This is a genomic window from Bradyrhizobium sp. UFLA01-814, assembly GCF_046718885.1.
GTDB lineage: Bacteria > Pseudomonadota > Alphaproteobacteria > Rhizobiales > Xanthobacteraceae > Bradyrhizobium > Bradyrhizobium elkanii.
The window spans coordinates 1-16,176 of sequence record NZ_JAQOSR010000181.1 but is presented as its reverse complement, the minus strand read 5'-3'; the positions used below and the strand labels follow the sequence as shown (position 1 = coordinate 16,176).

The window sequence follows — 16,176 nt, the reverse complement described above, 5'->3', positions numbered from 1 at the left end:
CTCTCCCGTGACTCGCGATACCGCCGTGCGCTACGTTCATGTAGATGGAGGCGTATACGAGCGGGGCGGCGCCAAGGTGAACCGGAAGGAGGCCGAGGCCGTCGTGGCCGAGGTTGTCCGGCGCATGAGGACATCTACCCATTCGATCGGCGTCGTCACATTTAACGGCGAACAGCAGCGTCTGATCGAGAACTTGCTCGATCAGGCCCGCCGTGCCGACCCGTCGCTGGAGCCGCATTTCGACCGCAACCAGACCAGGGAGCCGATCCTCGTCAAGAATATCGAGAACGTGCAGGGCGATGAACGTGACGTAATCATTTTCTCGGTCGCCGTCGGGCCAGACAAGACCGGACGGGTCACAGCTCAGATCTCTTCGCTGAACAGCGAGGGCGGCCACCGCCGCCTCAACGTTGCCGTTACCCGCGCCCGACGCGAACTTTTGGTGTTCGCGACATTGCGGCCGGAGCAGATTGACCTGGGACGCACGAGCGCCAAGGGCGTGGTCGACTTCAAGCACTTTCTCGAGTTCGCCGCGAACGGCGCACGCGCCATCGCCGAAGCCTTCTCGCCAACCGGGCGCGACACGGAATCGCCGTTCGAGGACGCTGTGATGCGGGCCCTTCAAGAGAAGGGTTGGGAAGTGCACCCCCAAGTAGGCGTCTCGTTCTTCCGGATCGACCTCGGCATCGTGCATCCGGACTTTCCGGGGCGCTACCTCGCAGGCGTCGAATGCGACGGAGCGGCCTATCACCGGTCTGCAACCGCGCGCGATCGCGACCGCCTGCGCGAGATGGTGCTCACCGACCTTGGCTGGCGGATCCGACGAATCTGGAGCACCGAATGGTGGATGGATTCATCCGCCGCCGCTGAAAAGCTTCACACTAGGCTAGTGGCTGATCTCGAGGCCGAGCGCGCTTCTCGTCCGATCGTCGACGTAGATGATGAACCTGCGTCTCCACTGGAGGCAACCCCATCTGCAGACGGCCCCGACCTGCCCGTTGATGCCGAAACCTCAAGCGCAGAGACGCAGGACGAAACGGAGCAGGCCGAAGTCACGCCTGAATCGGCAAACGACGACAGACAGCCGGTCGAGCAAACAAAAGTCTACGCGCGAGGACCGGTAAACGAACGGCGCGAGACGGCTCAAACTCCGGCCACGTATGTCAAGGCTGATCCTGCTAGCGTTGCCACACCCGACCGAGAGCGTTTCTATGACGTCGGCTACCGCGGCACATTGCGTAGCATGGTTGACTACGTCGTCGCGATCGAGGGCCCTATCTACTTCGATGTCCTCGTTGAACGCATCGCCCGCACGCATGGCTTCCTGCGCTCGGGCGAGACCGTGCAGAAAATCGTCGCGGCATCGCTCGGCCGCGATCGCTTTCCGACGACCAAGGACGGGGAACGGCAGATCATATGGCCGCAGGATGGCACGGACAACGCGCCTTATCGAAGCGCCGGCGGACGGGATCACGGCGATATTCCGCTCCCAGAATTAGCAGGACTTGCCCGAATGCTGCGGAGCAGCGGCCTCGAAAACGATGAGGACATCATCCGCGGCATGCAGGACCACTTCGGCTTGGGACGTCTCGCAGCTTCCACACGCGAACGCTTCGAAGCCGCCGTGACAGCCGCTGGGTAGAGGGCACAGGTTCCGTTTCGCTCGGCCTCGGAAACGCTGTGGTATGCCAACGTCACCTCCCATTTCGAGCGGTCCAGCTCGTGCGCAGACCGCCGGGGGAAATGCAGGCCAAACATGTTCGAGCTGGTTTCAGTGGAAAAGCTGATGCAGGTGCTCCATGCGATCGCTGGAGCGTGGAGATCACGATAAAATCGGGCCACTTACGTGACAAGCGCCTAATGCAGCCGACACAGCACAAGAGGATTCATGAAGTTCGCAGCAACCATGGCCGCCGTCGCGCATGAGCCTACGCTCCAATGCCCGCACTGCAGGAATGAGATTAAGCTGACGGAATCGCTTGCGGCTCCGCTCCTTGAAGAAACGCGCAAGCACTTCCAGGCGCTGCTAGCCAACAAGGATGAAGAGGTCTTACGGAAGACGGAAGCGTTGCGCCTAGAGCGTGAACAGCTTGCGAGGGCGCGCGAGCAGATCGAAGATCAGGTGGCGAAGCGACTTTCAGCCGAGCGTACCTCGCTGGTCGCGACGGAAGCCAAAAAGGCCCGCGAGGCCGCAGCGGCCGAACTGCAGGCCCGAGAGGCAGAGGCGGCTGAGCTTCGTCAGAGCCTTGCGGCCAACAACGCCAAACTCGCCGAGGCGCAGCAGCAGCAGGCGGAGCTGATTCGCAAGCAGCGAGCGCTCGACGAGGAGAAACGAGAACTTGAACTCACGATCGAGAAACGGGTTCAGGCGTCCATTGAAGTCATTCGCGCCAAGGCGAGACAGGAGGCTGATGAGGCAACGCGGCTGAAAGTGCTCGAGAAAGATCAGACGATCGAATCGATGTCGCGCACAATTGAGGAGCTGAAGCGCAAGGCCGAGCAAGGGTCGCAGCAATCCCAAGGCGAGGTGCTCGAGCTTGAGCTAGAACAGCTCCTGCGCGGGCGGTTTCCCGCAGATCTTATCGAACCTGTCGCCAAAGGTGAATTGGGGGCCGACGTCGTACAGCAGGTCAATGGGTTGGTCGGACAGTCTGCGGGCATCATTCTTTGGGAATCCAAGCGCACGAAAGCCTGGAGCGATGGTTGGTTAGGTAAGCTACGTGACGATCAGCGCCGCTGCGGCGCAGACGTCGCACTCATTATTTCTCACGCGCTTCCAAAGCACGTCGAGCATTTCGATCTGGTCGACGGCGTGTGGGTTGCCCATCCCCGTTACGCGATACCGGTTGCCATTGCGCTCCGTCAGACCCTCATCGAGGTTAGGAGCTCGCGCGCGGCCCAGCAAGGGCAACAGACTAAGATGGAGAAGGTTTATCAGTATCTGACTGGCATGAAATTTCGGCAGCGGGTGGAAGCTGTCGTCGAAAAGTTCAACGACATGCGCGAAGACCTCGACAAAGAGCGAAAGTTCATGGGCCGGCAATGGGCGAAACGCGAAACTCAGATCGTTGCTGTTGTTGAGTCCACGGTTGGAATGGTCGGAGATTTACAGGCGATCGCTGGTAAGGCAATGCCGGAGATTCCAAGCCTCGATTTACCCTTATTGGAGGATTCAAGCGAAGCCGAGCAGCAGGTCAGCTGAAATATAGCGCTTAGAATCAACTCTGCTTGCCTAGGTTGGAGACGGCACAACTGTCTTTCGCGCTATTTTGACAAACAATCATTTCTACTTGCAGCTGCAAGTCCGTCTAGTTTATTTCTGCCGCGGCTGTTGGAATTCGTGCCGCGTAACATTGGGGGCGTAACTTGACTTTCGAAATCGGCTCGATCTGGAGAAGGTGGGATCCCCACATTCATACTCCGGGTGCATTCTTGCTGACAACTTCGTTGGAGGCTGGGAACCCTATTTAGCTGCGCTTGAAGGGCAAGATCAGGTTCATGCGATCGGCATCACCGACTACATGAGCATCGCAAACTATCGTCGCATGCGGCAATTCAAGGCGGATGGGCGGCTTTCAAACATTATGTTGATGTTTCCGAACGTTGAGTTTCGGATCACTCCAAAAACGCGTGATGGGCGCGCGATCAACATTCACCTTCTGGTATCGCCTGACGATCCGAATCACGAGGACGAAATCGATCATGCTTTGGGCCGGCTTTCGATCGAGTTCAACAACCGCACTTACTCCTGTCAACACGCGCAGCTGGTTGCGTTAGGGAAGGCAGTCAAGCCAGAGATATCCAGCGATTCGGCTGCGCTACGCGAGGGCGCCAACCAATTCAAGATCGAATTTGAAGTATTCAGAACCTGGCTCAAATCTGAGGGCTGGCTACGACGCAACTCGGTCGTTGTGGTCGCTGGTGGCAGCAATGACGGCGCCAGCGGCATTCGGCATGATGATGGATTCAGGGCACTCAGAGAAGAGCTTTACCGCTTTTCCGACATGCTTTTCTCTGGGAATCCCGCCGACAGAGATTACTGGCTAGGGAAAACTCATGCAAATGAAGCTGTCGACCTCTACGGCAGCGCTAAGCCTTGCATCCATGGATCGGACGCCCACAGCCTTGAGAAACTATTCAAACCGGACCAAAATCGGTTTTGCTGGATCAAAGCAGACGTCACCTTTGAGGGGCTTCGGCAGGTAATTTATGAGCCGGAAGACCGCGTGTGGATTGGTGAAGAACCACCAACGCTGCACGACAAGTCTCGCACCCTTGCCACGGTGAAGCTGTCTGGAGCTGACTGGTTCGGAACGGCGACTTATTCCTTAAATCCCGGCCTTGTTGCCCTAATTGGGCAAAAGGGCATGGGAAAGTCAGCTGTCAATGACCTCATTGCTTATGCAGCCGGTAGCTGGCAAGACGCGGACAAAGATTCCTTCATTGATCGCGCCCGCCCCCACATTAAGGGAATGTCAGTCGGACTCGTTTGGGGAGATGGGCGCGAGACGACGATTAATGTCTCGGCAAAGGGCACAGCATCTAACAAGAACGAGGTTCGGTATCTCTCCCAGAAATTTGTTGAGAGGTTGTGTGCTGACCATGCAGCCAGCGGAGAACTGACCAAAGAGATCGAAGCAGTTATTTTCTCGTATCTAAGCCCAACAGAAACTCTGAACGCTTCGAATTTTCATGATCTGCGCGAGAAGCGCACGGCGGGAATCGTTGCTGAACAGCGCAGACTGCAGGAGGAATTACGTCGCCTACATCGGCAAATCAGTGACCTATATAGTCGACGACTGAGTATTCCGGAGCGCAGAGCCAAAGAGTCCTCCCTCTTGAAGGAGCGGGAGGGAGTAATCTCGCAAATTCCGCCCACCGCCTCCGAGCGGGAGGCGAAAATTGCCGCTGAGCTCCAGATCGAACGCGATGCACTGGCTATTCTCATAGACTCGGTTGCAACTGAGCGAGAGAAGTTGCTCAGGCTGGATCAACTGGCCGAAAAGGTCACTGCGTTTCAAGCCAACATGGACCGGTTCTGGAGCGGGATAGCTGCTGAGCTCAAGGCGCTCGGGATCCCAGAAGAAGACTGGAGTGCGTTTAGGCCCAGTTTTCCGAGCGACACCGCAGCTCCTATCGCCCGGCGGAAGGCCGACATGCTGGCATCAATAGTCCAAGTGGAAGGTGATCCCACTAATCCAGCACCAGGAACGCTTCACGCGCACCAAGCAAGGGTACAGGAGCTTAGCGCACTCACAACCGCCGATGAGGCAAAACGCACGCGCATTGTCGAGCTTCAGAACCGAATCGCAGCTCTTGACACGGACCTTCGTCGTGTACGGAGTGAAATCGAGACGATCGAAGGACCAGAAAGCGAGCAACTCAATTCGCTTCGAGCACAGCGTCGCTCTACGTATTACTCCTATTTTGGCACGCTGGAGAAAGAGCGCGCAATCCTGGCGAAGCTCTACGAACCACTCCAACAGCACCTGAGTTTAGGAGAGCAGCAGGAAAGACATCTGGACTTCGCGATTCGGCTAAGGGTCGATCTTGATGGCTGGATAGAAAAGGGAGCGCGTCTATTCAACCAAAGAAAGAGGCTCCCCTATCCTACATCCGACGATATGACCGCTGCTGCCAATGAACATTTGGTGGGGGCCTGGACTTCCGGTAATCATTCCGAGTTAGCCGAAGGTTTGAACAAATTTCTAGAACCGTATGGCGAAGCGGGCGCTACCGTGCGCGACTACCTCAAGCCGAGCCATACGGTAGTCGAGTTTTTCGATTGGCTATACTCCACAGATCACATCAGCCTCACGTATGGACTAAGCTACAACGGCACCCCGCTCGAAAATCTTTCACCCGGTACAAAGGGTATCGTTTTGCTGATTCTTTATCTGGCAATGGACAAGAAGGACACCCGACCTCTTCTGATCGATCAACCCGAAGAGAACCTCGACAACGAATCTATCTATAGTTTGTTGGCAAGTTATTTCCGGAAAGCCAAACTCCGGCGTCAAATCCTTCTCATCACGCACAACCCCAACCTAGTCGTCAACACCGATGCTGAGCAGGTCATTGTTGCACAGTGCGTGAAGGAGAACGGTGGCTTGCCCTCATTTTCGTATTCCGCTGGCGCTCTGGAAGATTGCAAAGATACGCATAGTACGCGGAAGCAGGTCTGTCGGATACTTGAGGGTGGTGCGGCAGCTTTCCAAAAGCGGGAGAGACGATATTCTTTGGACAGCTGAGGGCACTGCAACAAGGAAATGCGCTCGGCCGGCCGGGGTCGCCGGGCACGGGCTTGTCAGCTAGCCCTTTTCACCCTCGGCCCCCTGAGAAAATCGGAAAAGGCTTTGAGAGTGGCCTCCGATACATGGTGCTCGATGCCTTCGGCATCCGCCTCGGCGGTCTCCCGGGGCACGCCGAGCGCGAGTAGCATTTCGAGGACCAGACGGTGGCGCGTGCGCACCCGTTTGGCGAGCGCCTCGCCCTTCTCGGTCAGGAAAATGCCGCGGTAAGGACGGGCCATCGCCAGGCCTTCCCGCTTCAGCCGCGTGATCGTGTTGATAGCCGTCGGATGCGAAACCCCGAGCCTTCGCGCAATGTCGGTGGCGCGCGCCTCACCGGTCGAATCGATCAGGTCGGCGATCAACTCGACATAGTCCTCGAGAATAGCCGTCGAACGCGCCGAACGGGCCTTTCCGAAACGCCGCGCCTGCGCCTGCTCGCTGGGGAGCGCATGAAGCAATGGCGGGGCATCCGCGGAAGCCTTCGGGCGCATGTGAAAATCCGTAGCTGTACGTATCGGACCATGGGCTCTCCGCGATGACATTGCAAGCAGTCGCCGTGTCCTGTCGCCTTCTTGCAACAGCTTCGCAATTGCAACAGCCCCACCTTGACATTGTAGCCAAGCTCCTCATTTGTAGCATCAGCTACATTTTGCTGCCGACACTAAGTGACCCGCGTCGTCTTTCTTGCGGTGCGCCCTGGGGATTGAAGGATGCATGTTCGCGTGACCCGCATGGCTCTTCTGAGCACGACGTCGATTGGCATGATTTGTCTGAACGGGTTCGCAGACGCCCAACAACCCTCACCCTATGCGTCCCCCGTTCCGCCCGCTGCACAAGCGACGCCGGCCGCGACGCCAAGCCCGCCGCCCCCCCAACAGCCAGGCGCGACCGCCGCTCCGGCGACATCCACTCCCGCCAGTGCGGCCGCACCGCCTCCTTCACAATCATCGAATACGGCCGCCCCGCCTGTGTCATCCGGCTCGCCGGCCGAAGTGGAGATTCCGCAGGTGACGGTCGAAGGACGCCAGCCTAGGCCAGCGCGCAGGGCGAGCCGCAGCGAATCCGCCGGCCGACCGGCTTCGCAATCCGTGTCGGCGCCGGCCGCACCACCTTCAACGGCGACCTCCAACAGCCCGCCGTTTGCGCCATCGGCCCTGGCGAGCAGTCAGATCCAGTCGAGCACGAGCCAGGGTTTCGGAAATCTGTTCTTCACCGCACCCGGAGCGACGTCGGCGGGTCTTTCGACCCAATCGTCGCGCCCCGTTCTGCGCGGACTGTCGGACGCCAAGGTCCGTATCCAGGAGAACGGCGTCGGGAGCGTCGATGTCTCCGACATCGCGCAGGATCACGCCGTCCCGATCGATCCGCTGGCGCTGCAGAAGACCGAGGTGTTTCGCGGACCCGCCGCGCTGCGGTTCGGATCGCAGGCGGTCGGCGGCATCGTCGATGCGTCCAACAATCGAATTCCCACCGCCGCCCCCGTCGGAGGATTGGCCGCGGAGTTGCGGTCCGCCGTGACCTCAGTCGACAGTGGCTGGGAGAGCGGCCTGCTGCTGGACGCCGGAAGCAGCAATGCGGCCGTGCATGCCGATGTCTACGGCCGCAGTGCCCAGGACTATCGCGTCCCCAGCTACCCCTATCTCAACCCTCCCACTCCCGCGCCGGCCTTCGACGGGCGGCAACCGAACTCGGCTATGCAGAGCGCAGGCGCATCGATCGGCGGCTCCTATCTGTTCGACGGCGGCTACGCCGGCCTGTCGGTCTCGCGCTTCACCAGCGACTACTATGTTCCGGGCATCGCCACGTCCGAAGCCCAGCAGCACAACCAGCTGGAGCAGACGAAGATCGCCAGCAAGGGCGAATACCGGCCCGACACGGCGGCCTTAGCCGCTGTCCGCTACTGGCTTGGATATTCGGACTACCGGCACGATGAAGTCGTTCTCAACAGCACGAATCTGGGCGATTTCCAGAGCATCGGCGCAACGTTCAAGAACCGCCAGACGGAGGGCAAGCTCGAAGTCGAAACTCGGCCGGTCTCGACCCCGTTTGGAGCGCTGATGAGCATCGTCGGCGCCCAGGGCGCGTACCAGCGCCTCGACACCATCGGCCAGGCGATTCTGCTTCCCGCGCAAACCACAACGGCCGCCGCGTACTTCTTCGAGGAGCTAAGGCACACCGATACGCTGCGGACGCAGCTCGCCGGCCGCATCGAAGCCGTCGAAGTGTCCGGCACCTCGTTCGAATTTCCGTCGACCTACCTGCCGCCGCCAAACGATCCGGCCAGTTCGCCGGCCCGATCGAACTTCCTGCCGACAAGCATCAGCTTCGGAGCGATCAAGGATCTCCCCTCCGACCTGCAGGCAAGCCTGACGCTGCAACGGATCCAGCGGGCCCCACGCGCGCTCGAATTGTTCGCCAGCGGCCCTGACGACTCCGAGAAGACCTTCAAGATCGGCAATCCCGACCTGACGCTCGAGACCGCCAATACAGCTGAGATCGGCCTGAGGCAGACCCGCGGCGATTTCCGGTTCGATGCCAGCCTCTATTACACCTACTACGCCAACTTCATCTATGGCCAGGCGACGGGCAATTTCTGCGGTGCGGGGTTTTCAACCTGCGCCGTCGGCGGCAGCGGCGACTACATCCAAGTCGCCTACTCGCAGAGCAATGCGATCTTCCGCGGTGGCGAATTGTCCTGGCAATGGGACGTCTCTCCACTCTCCGATGGCATCTTCGGCGTGGAGGGCCAGTTCGATATCGTGCGCGCAACCTTCACCGACGGCACCAACGTGCCGCGCATTCCACCGATGCGGATCGGCGGCGGCTTCTATTGGCGCAACGACGATTGGTACACCCGTCTGCACTATCTGCACGCGTTCGCGCAGAACGACTTTGCTCAGTTCGACACGCCGACCGCCGGCTACGACCTCCTCAAGCTACAGATTGAGCACCGGCAGAGATGGCAGAGCTCACCGTGGGGACCGGTGGAGGTCGCAACGGGTCTGATCGGCGACAATCTCTTGAACGCGAACATCCGCAACTCGGTTCAGTTCCACAAGGACGAGATCCTTCTGCCGGGTCGAACCTTCAAACTGTTCCTCAACGTCAAGTACGGCGCCGACGCGCCTGCAAATCCGCCGATTGGCGCCGTGCGCGGACAGGGCACAGGGTTCTTCGGCAAGGCGCCTTCAACACCCTCGTGGGACTGGAGCGGGTTCTATGCCGGCGGCAATGTCGGCTATGTCTGGGGCTCGGCCACGACATATGCAGGATTCATCGACAATGCATCGCAAACGCCGCTGTTCGGCAACACGCCGACAGCGCGGCTTGACCATGCGGGCGTCGGCGTTCAGGCCGGCTACGACTGGACGGTGGGGCGCGTCGTCGCCGGGATCGAGGGCGATTTCGTCTACGCGGACCAGCACGGCCGCTCGGCGAGCAATTGTCCCGGCGCGGTCTGTAATGCGGCGCTGCTCCCGCTCAATGCGCCGATGTCGGCCGACCTTGGCTATCGCCTCGACTGGCTGGCATCTATTCGCGGTCGCATCGGCGTCGCGGTCACACCGGCGGCCCTCGCCTATCTCACCGCCGGCGTTCCGTTTGGCACCGTCACCGCATCAGGATCGGTGTCGGGCTTTACCGCCGCCGGCACTCCCGTCACGACGCCCTACAATGTGGATACGTTCCGATTTGGCTGGGCGGTCGGTGCCGGTTTCGAGACCCGATTGACCGGCAATTGGACCGGAGGGATCGAGTACCTGCACACGGATCTGGGATCATTCCGCGCGATCCCGAACCTGCCGGTCGGCATGGCGACGTCGTTCGATTCCGACGCACGGGTGAGAACCGATGCGCTGCGCATCGGCGTCAACTACAGGTTCGGTCCAGGCGATCGCTTTGCCGCGAGAGACTGACCGTCTGCCGCCGCACGAGGCCGTCCATCTGCGCATCGCGGTCGGCCGTCGGACGCGGTGGGAGACGATCCTGCTTGGAGAATCCTACTTGACCGTGAAGCGGATCGGCAGCCTCACGGCCACCACTTGGCCCGCAAACATCTCGGGCGGAGCGGGAAACGGCTGCGCACGCTGCAGCAATGCGATGGCCTCTCCGTCAAGCGCGCTGGAGCCGGAACTCTGCGTGACTTGCGCATCACTCACCAGTCCGTTGCGGTCCAGCATGAACCGCACCTGCGTTGTCCCCTGCTCGCGCCGCGAGCGCGCGGCATCGGGATATCGCTTGTTGCGTTCGACCAGGGCGAGGATCTGCGAACGCCAGGTTGCAACCGCCTGCGCATTCTTTTGATCCGGCCGTCCTTGCATCGGCGCCGCGGCGACCGGTGCGATGCGCTCCGACACCGCGGCCGGCGTCGACGTGGCCATCGCGGCTTGTTGCTCGGGCGTGGCTTCGGGCTGCGCCTTGGTCGGCGCATCGACAACGGCCTCGGGATTGGAGGCCTGCGGCAGTTCCGGAGCATCGTCGGGTGGCGTAGCATCCGGCTTCACCACGGGCCGAGCCTCCGCCATCGTCTGCTCCGGCCCTGGTGCGATATCCGTCAGTGTGGTTGAGGGCGCAGCGGACACTGGCGCAAGGTCAACCACCACCGCGCCGGACGGCTCTGCCGACTCGAGCTCATCCGGCTGACGCCACGCAACCAGCGATGTCGCCAGCGCTCCATACAGCGTCAGCACGACAAATCCACTGAACGTCCAGCGCCTCAGGTCCGAGAGATCTTCGGCCGCGAGAAGCGTCATGGCGCAGTCGAGTGTTCCAGACCGACCAGTGCCACTTTCAGGTAGCCAGCCGTCCGCAACCCGTTCATGACCTGCATGACCTCACCATAAGGAACGGTCTTGTCGGCACGCAGAAAGATCCGGCTGTCCTTCTGCCCAACGGTCGCCGCATCGAGCGCCCCGGCGAGCGCGACACGGCTCACCGTCTCGTCGCCGACCGACAGCGAGAGATCCGGCTTCACGGTAAGATAAACCGGCTTGTCCGGACGCGGATGCGGTTGCGCGTTCGAGGCCGGCAGATCGACTGCAATATCCACAGTCGCGAGCGGCGCTGCCACCATGAAGATGATGAGCAGCACGAGCATGACGTCGATGAACGGCGTCACGTTGATGTCGTTGACCTCGGCGAGATCGCCGCCAGCCTGATTGAGATTGACCGCCATCGGATCACTCCGCCGCGGCGAGCCGGGGCCGCCGGACGACGATCGCCCCGCCGTCGAGATCGCGGCTGACGAGCCGCGCGATCTCGGAGGCCCCCTCGCCGAGCAGCGCCCGGTAGGAGCCGATCTGACGGGCAAAGAGGTTGTAGATCACCACCGCCGGAATGGCAGCGACGAGTCCCAGCGCGGTCGCCAGCAGCGCCTCGGCGATGCCGGGCGCGACCACGGCGAGATTGGTGGTCTGGGACTTCGAGATGCCGATGAAGCTGTTCATGATGCCCCAGACCGTACCGAACAAGCCGACGAAGGGACCGGTCGCCCCAATAGTTGCCAGCACGCCGGTGCCGAAGGCGCTGCGCCGGCTCGCGGCGGCCTCGATCTGTTGCAGCCGCGACGAGATCCGTGTCTTGATTCCCTCCCTGTCCATGCGGTCCGTGCTGAGCTCCAGCTCCGCAACAGCGCCGTCGAGCAACCGTGCCACCGGACCCGGGGGCACCGCCCGTACCGCGTGTTCGACACTCCTGGCCGCTGCGAGCTCGCGCAGCGCGCGTCTCGCGTTCCGACGCGCATTGAACAGCTCGATCGTCTTGGATAGCCAGACCGTGTAGGTCACTAGGGTGGCAAAGGCAAGTCCGATCATCACGGCCTTCACGACGATATCGGCCTGCATGAACATGCCCCATGGACTGAGGTCGCGAGGCAGGATGGCGCTCGCGATCGCCGCGCCTTCGGACGCGCTTTGTGCGAAGGCGGGCCCCGCTATACCGGCCGAAGACAGCAAGAAGACCGACATGCCGCCGAGGACACCGGTCCGCGGCGCCTTCACCGGCAGGATGGAAAGGACGCGACGACGCGGGATTGTGCACAATTGCATTGAATCAAGCCTTCCAAAAGTTGCGATTACGCACCTGCTTTACTATGTAGCATCGGCTACGTCTTGCTGCAAATGCTAACTGGGAGCTGCCCTTGCTCGCCAATGAACATCGCCTACCGGAGCCGCGTCAGGTTGCCGGTCAAGATCCGGATCTTCTCGGATTTCCCGGTCGACCATTCCGCCAGAAATCGACGCAGGCTTGACAGCGAAAAATCCAACCGCGAGAGCGCGTCGTGGTTGGCGGACCGCCGCATCCGAAGCGTCGGGGCTCGAGCCACTGATCCGCTACATCGCAATACCCACCACCGTAAGAGCCTGTTTTCTTACCGCCGGGCAGCCTAACTCCCGAGAGCCACCGTTCGCCCGATCCGTCGCTTTCCAAAATCGCCTGGGAGTAGATTCAAATCCCAGAGCCTCAACAGCCGATGTCTGCGAAATGGCGCTCAAAACGCGCAAACGGGACCCTTCTGGGCCCCCATGCGCTGCTATCGCAAGAAATCGGCGGTTGCGGGAGGCGCAACCACCGATACGAACAGTCGCGATGGGGCCATTCGACGAGTGATCACGCCGGACGCCTGAGGCTGGCCAGCCGCTGACGCGTGGGGCGTCAGATCGCGTCGTCGACGATCAAATGTGGCTTGCCCTGCGAGCAGGATTCGACACGTGCCCTAATGCGAAAGGTTGCGGCAAGGTTTTCCGGCGTCAGGACATCAGCCGCCGTGCCGAAATCGTGCAACGTTCCATCAGAGAGGATGGCGACCTTGTCGGCGAATTTCAGTGCCAGGTCGAGATGGTGCAGCGCGATCAGCACGAGCATACCGTCGTCACGCGCAAGGCTGCGCACCTGCCGCATCGCTTCCAGCTGGCGGTGCATGTCCAGCGCGCTGGTTGGCTCGTCCAAGAGCAAGACCTGCGGTTCGCGCACGAGACATTGGGCAAGCCCGACGAGCTGGCGCTGTCCACCGCTCAGCTCGGAAAGGATTTCATTGGCAAGATCGCCCAAATCGAGTGCTGCCAGCGTCTGGTCCACCGCCACCAGATCGGACCTTTCCAGACGCCAGCCGCTGACCTGCTTGCGCGCAAGAAGGACGGATTCGAATACAGTCAGCACTGCGCTTGCCGTTTGGTCCTGAGGCATGTAGGCGACGGCGCGATCTGCATCGCGCACACCTTCCAGCCGGCACTCGCCAGGCCCCGGAAGAATGGCTGCTAGGCGCCGGAACAGCGTCGACTTGCCCGCAGCATTCGGTCCAATGACGGCCACGACCTCGCCGCCATGACAGGGCGGAAGCGTCACATCACGTAGTACCTGGCGTGATCCGAAACGGGCGCCGAGGCGATGCGTACTGAGCACTACCATATGTCTCTTCCGCTTCTCAGAATCAAATAGAGGAAGACCGGCAATCCGATCGCTGAGGTGACGATGCCGATCGGCAGGACGGCGCCGGGTACCGCGATCTTGGCCAGGATCGAGCTCAACGACATGATCAGCGCGCCAGTCAGCGCGCTCGCGGGCAGCAGGAAGCGCTGGTCTTCGCCGACCATCATGCGGGCGATGTGCGGACCTACGAGACCGATGAAACCGATCGTGCCGACAAACGCGACCGGGATCGCCGACAAAAGGGAGACAAGGATCAGGGTTTCGAGCCGCAGGCGCCGTACGGGAATGCCAAAGCTCGCCGCGCGCGCTTCGCCAAGACGCAAGGCCGTCAACTGCCAGCGGCGCTGCAGAAAGACCGGCAAGGTTACCGCCACGACGAGCGCGGTGATGGCGAGCTTGGGCCATGTTGCCTTGGTGAGGCTGCCCATGGTCCAGAACACGATGGCCGCGACCGCCTGCTCGGCAGCGAAATATTGGAGGATCGCGAGAGCCGTATTGAAACTGAAAACCAGCGCTATGCCCAAAAGCACGATCACCTGGATCGAGGCGCCGCGCCGAAGGCTGGCCAAATGGATCAGGAAGGCGGTTGCCATGGCCACGACGAAAGCATTGGCCGCGACGATGTAGTCGCCTGCCATGGGAAGGAGCGCGACACCGAAGGCGAGCGCCAGGGCCGCGCCGAAGCTTGCACCTGCCGAAATGCCCAGCGTGAACGGGCTCGCTAGCGGATTGTTCAAGATGGTCTGCATCTGAGCGCCGGCGATGGCAAGCGCCACACCGACCACGACGCCCATAAGGGCCGACGGCATGCGGATCGACCAAACAATGACGCGCATCTGCGCATCCGCCTCTGCTGGCAAAACGAGCGTGCGCACAACCTCTCCAAGCCCGTAGCTGGCCGGTCCGGTCGAAAGGTCGCCGACCAATGCGATGCAAACCCCGACCACCAGCACAAGGAGAACAATCCAACGCCTGAGGCTGAGCGCTTGATAGGCGTCGCGTCCGGCTAAGGTCAGTGCTTTGGTATGGATATCTGTCATCACTGGCTGTCGGAAAGGCTGATGCTATAGCCGGGCCGGTAGTCTATGGGCAGGAAGCGACGATGGTATTCGGCAAATGTTGCATTGGGGTCCAGATCGGCAAACAGGTCGGGGTGGAACCACTTCGCCAATTGTTGGACGGCAACAAATTCGTATGGGCTGTTGTAGAACTGGTGCCAAATGCCGTGAAAATTCCGCGTCTTCTTTGCCGCGATACCCGTATAGGCGTCGCGAGTAGCGAACCACTCGAGCTTCTTGCGCGTCACCTTAGGATCTGCCCCTGGTCCGAGCGGAATCCAGTGGCCGCCGGGCACATAGGCTTTCCAGTCGGCGCTGGTAACCACCACATGCTCGGGATCGGCGACGATGACCTGTTCGGGGCTGATCTGTCCGAAGGTCGAAGGAATGATATCGCTGCCGATATTATGGCCGCCGGCGAGTTCGACATATTTGCCGAAATTTTCTGCGCCGAAAGACAGGCAGCAATCCTGCGAGTAACCACCGATCCGTTCGACGAACACATTGGGGCGTTTCGGTTGTTTGGCGGCAAGGACGTCGGCAACCGCAGCCATGGCCTGGCGACGGAATGCGATGATCTCTTCCGCACGCGCCTCGCGCCCCATGATCCTGCCCAGGAGCCCAATGGTTGGCTCGGTGTTTTCCAGGGGACGGTGGCGAAAATCGACATAAACAACCGGTATGTTCAGTGCCGCAAGCTTCTGGATGTAGTTGGCGTCCTTGTTGGCCTGCATGGCTTCAAGATTGAGCAGCACCACATCAGGCTTCTGGATGATCGCCGATTCAATATCGATCAGGCTGTCCTCCTGGCCCTTGAAGGCAGGGAGCTTCGCCAACTCGGGAAAAGCTTTGAGGTACTGCGCGTAAGTGGCCGGGTCGGCCGCGATCAGATCGGTGCGCCAGGCAACCACATGGGCCAGAGGATCTTCGGGTTCGAGCGATGCGATGAGATAGAGCTGCCGGCCTTCGCCCAGCAGCATGCGTTTGACGGGCGCGTTAAGCGTGACCTGGCGGCCGGCGATATCCGTGAGGGTAAGCGGCGCTTGTGTCTGTGCTAGTCTAGGTTCTCCAGCAAATGCTGCTGTTGGAAACAAAGCGATCAGGACAAGAGCCGTCACCGCGGCATGCAGCAGCGATCGGTGTTCCGTCATGGTCGGCTTCCTTTGAGTGGGCTGCGCAGTTTGAGCCATATGCCGAGAGCCGACAAAAATGACAAGGCGTAAAGCGTGGCCACGAGCGGGAATGCGGCTTCAAGACCAAAGAGCTGGGTGACCCCGACGCCGGCAATGATGCCGCTCGCGGAAGCGATCTGCTGGGAAGCTTGCGCAAGGCCCAGAACCGAACCTTGCCGATCACTCGCCACGGCTGCCGAAATGAGCGCGAGAAGGATCGGAGTCGTT

Annotated in this window: 11 protein-coding genes and 1 pseudogene; 4 read left to right on the top strand and 8 right to left on the bottom strand. The window is 60.8% G+C overall.

Going from position 1 to position 16,176, the window contains the following annotated elements; all coding sequences use genetic code 11:
• From PMN64_RS36115 to PMN64_RS36105, 3 genes are all read left to right on the top strand, one after another.
• Nucleotides 1-1,642, top strand: a 1,642-nt coding sequence (locus PMN64_RS36115) for a DUF3320 domain-containing protein (RefSeq protein ID WP_411784185.1), incomplete at its 5' end; no start/stop codon positions are given.
• Nucleotides 1,643-1,888: 246 nt separating this feature from the next.
• Nucleotides 1,889-3,202 carry a DUF2130 domain-containing protein gene (locus tag PMN64_RS36110; protein ID WP_411784184.1) on the top strand — a complete coding sequence of 438 codons (1,314 nt, stop codon included), beginning with the start codon at nucleotides 1,889-1,891 and terminating at the stop codon, nucleotides 3,200-3,202.
• Nucleotides 3,203-3,398: 196 nt separating this feature from the next.
• Nucleotides 3,399-6,251, top strand: a complete 2,853-nt coding sequence (locus tag PMN64_RS36105; protein WP_411784183.1) for a TrlF family AAA-like ATPase — start codon at nucleotides 3,399-3,401, stop codon at nucleotides 6,249-6,251.
• A gap of 56 nt (nucleotides 6,252-6,307) precedes the next feature.
• Here the strand turns inward: PMN64_RS36105 and mntR are convergent, their stop codons facing one another.
• Nucleotides 6,308-6,784, bottom strand: coding sequence for a manganese-binding transcriptional regulator MntR (gene mntR / locus PMN64_RS36100; RefSeq protein ID WP_411784182.1), 477 nt, complete (start codon nucleotides 6,782-6,784; stop codon nucleotides 6,308-6,310).
• Between the two features lie 597 nt (nucleotides 6,785-7,381).
• On the opposite strand from mntR, the gene PMN64_RS36095 reads away from it, so the two are divergent.
• Nucleotides 7,382-10,207: a TonB-dependent receptor domain-containing protein gene (locus PMN64_RS36095; RefSeq protein ID WP_411784181.1), complete on the top strand. Its 2,826-nt coding sequence runs from the start codon at nucleotides 7,382-7,384 to the stop codon at nucleotides 10,205-10,207.
• An 84-nt stretch (nucleotides 10,208-10,291) separates the two neighbouring features.
• Here PMN64_RS36095 and PMN64_RS36090 read toward each other — a convergent pair whose 3' ends face one another.
• The 7 genes and pseudogenes from PMN64_RS36090 to PMN64_RS36060 all read right to left on the bottom strand — a co-directional run.
• Nucleotides 10,292-11,044: an energy transducer TonB gene (locus PMN64_RS36090; protein ID WP_411784180.1), complete on the bottom strand. Its 753-nt coding sequence runs from the start codon at nucleotides 11,042-11,044 to the stop codon at nucleotides 10,292-10,294.
• Entirely contained in the window at nucleotides 11,041-11,466 is a 426-nt protein-coding gene (exbD, locus tag PMN64_RS36085; protein WP_411784178.1) for a TonB system transport protein ExbD, read from the bottom strand. The genes PMN64_RS36090 and exbD overlap by 4 nt, the downstream gene beginning before the upstream one ends.
• Before the next feature lie 4 nt (nucleotides 11,467-11,470).
• Entirely contained in the window at nucleotides 11,471-12,337 is an 867-nt protein-coding gene (gene exbB, locus PMN64_RS36080; RefSeq protein WP_411784176.1) for a tonB-system energizer ExbB, read from the bottom strand.
• Nucleotides 12,338-12,944: 607 nt separating this feature from the next.
• Nucleotides 12,945-13,697, bottom strand: a complete 753-nt coding sequence (locus PMN64_RS36075) for an ABC transporter ATP-binding protein (RefSeq protein ID WP_411784175.1) — start codon at nucleotides 13,695-13,697, stop codon at nucleotides 12,945-12,947.
• On the bottom strand, nucleotides 13,691-14,758 hold the full coding sequence (locus PMN64_RS36070) for a FecCD family ABC transporter permease (RefSeq protein WP_411784174.1): 1,068 nt from the start codon (nucleotides 14,756-14,758) through the stop codon (nucleotides 13,691-13,693). Before PMN64_RS36070 ends, PMN64_RS36075 begins: the two co-directional genes overlap by 7 nt.
• Complete coding sequence (locus PMN64_RS36065; protein ID WP_411784173.1) at nucleotides 14,758-15,927, bottom strand: ABC transporter substrate-binding protein; 1,170 nt, start codon at nucleotides 15,925-15,927, stop codon at nucleotides 14,758-14,760. Before PMN64_RS36065 ends, PMN64_RS36070 begins: the two co-directional genes overlap by 1 nt.
• Nucleotides 15,924-16,176 (bottom strand): annotated as a pseudogene (locus tag PMN64_RS36060) (MFS transporter); the annotation flags it as partial. The pseudogene PMN64_RS36060 and the gene PMN64_RS36065, both read right to left, overlap by 4 nt.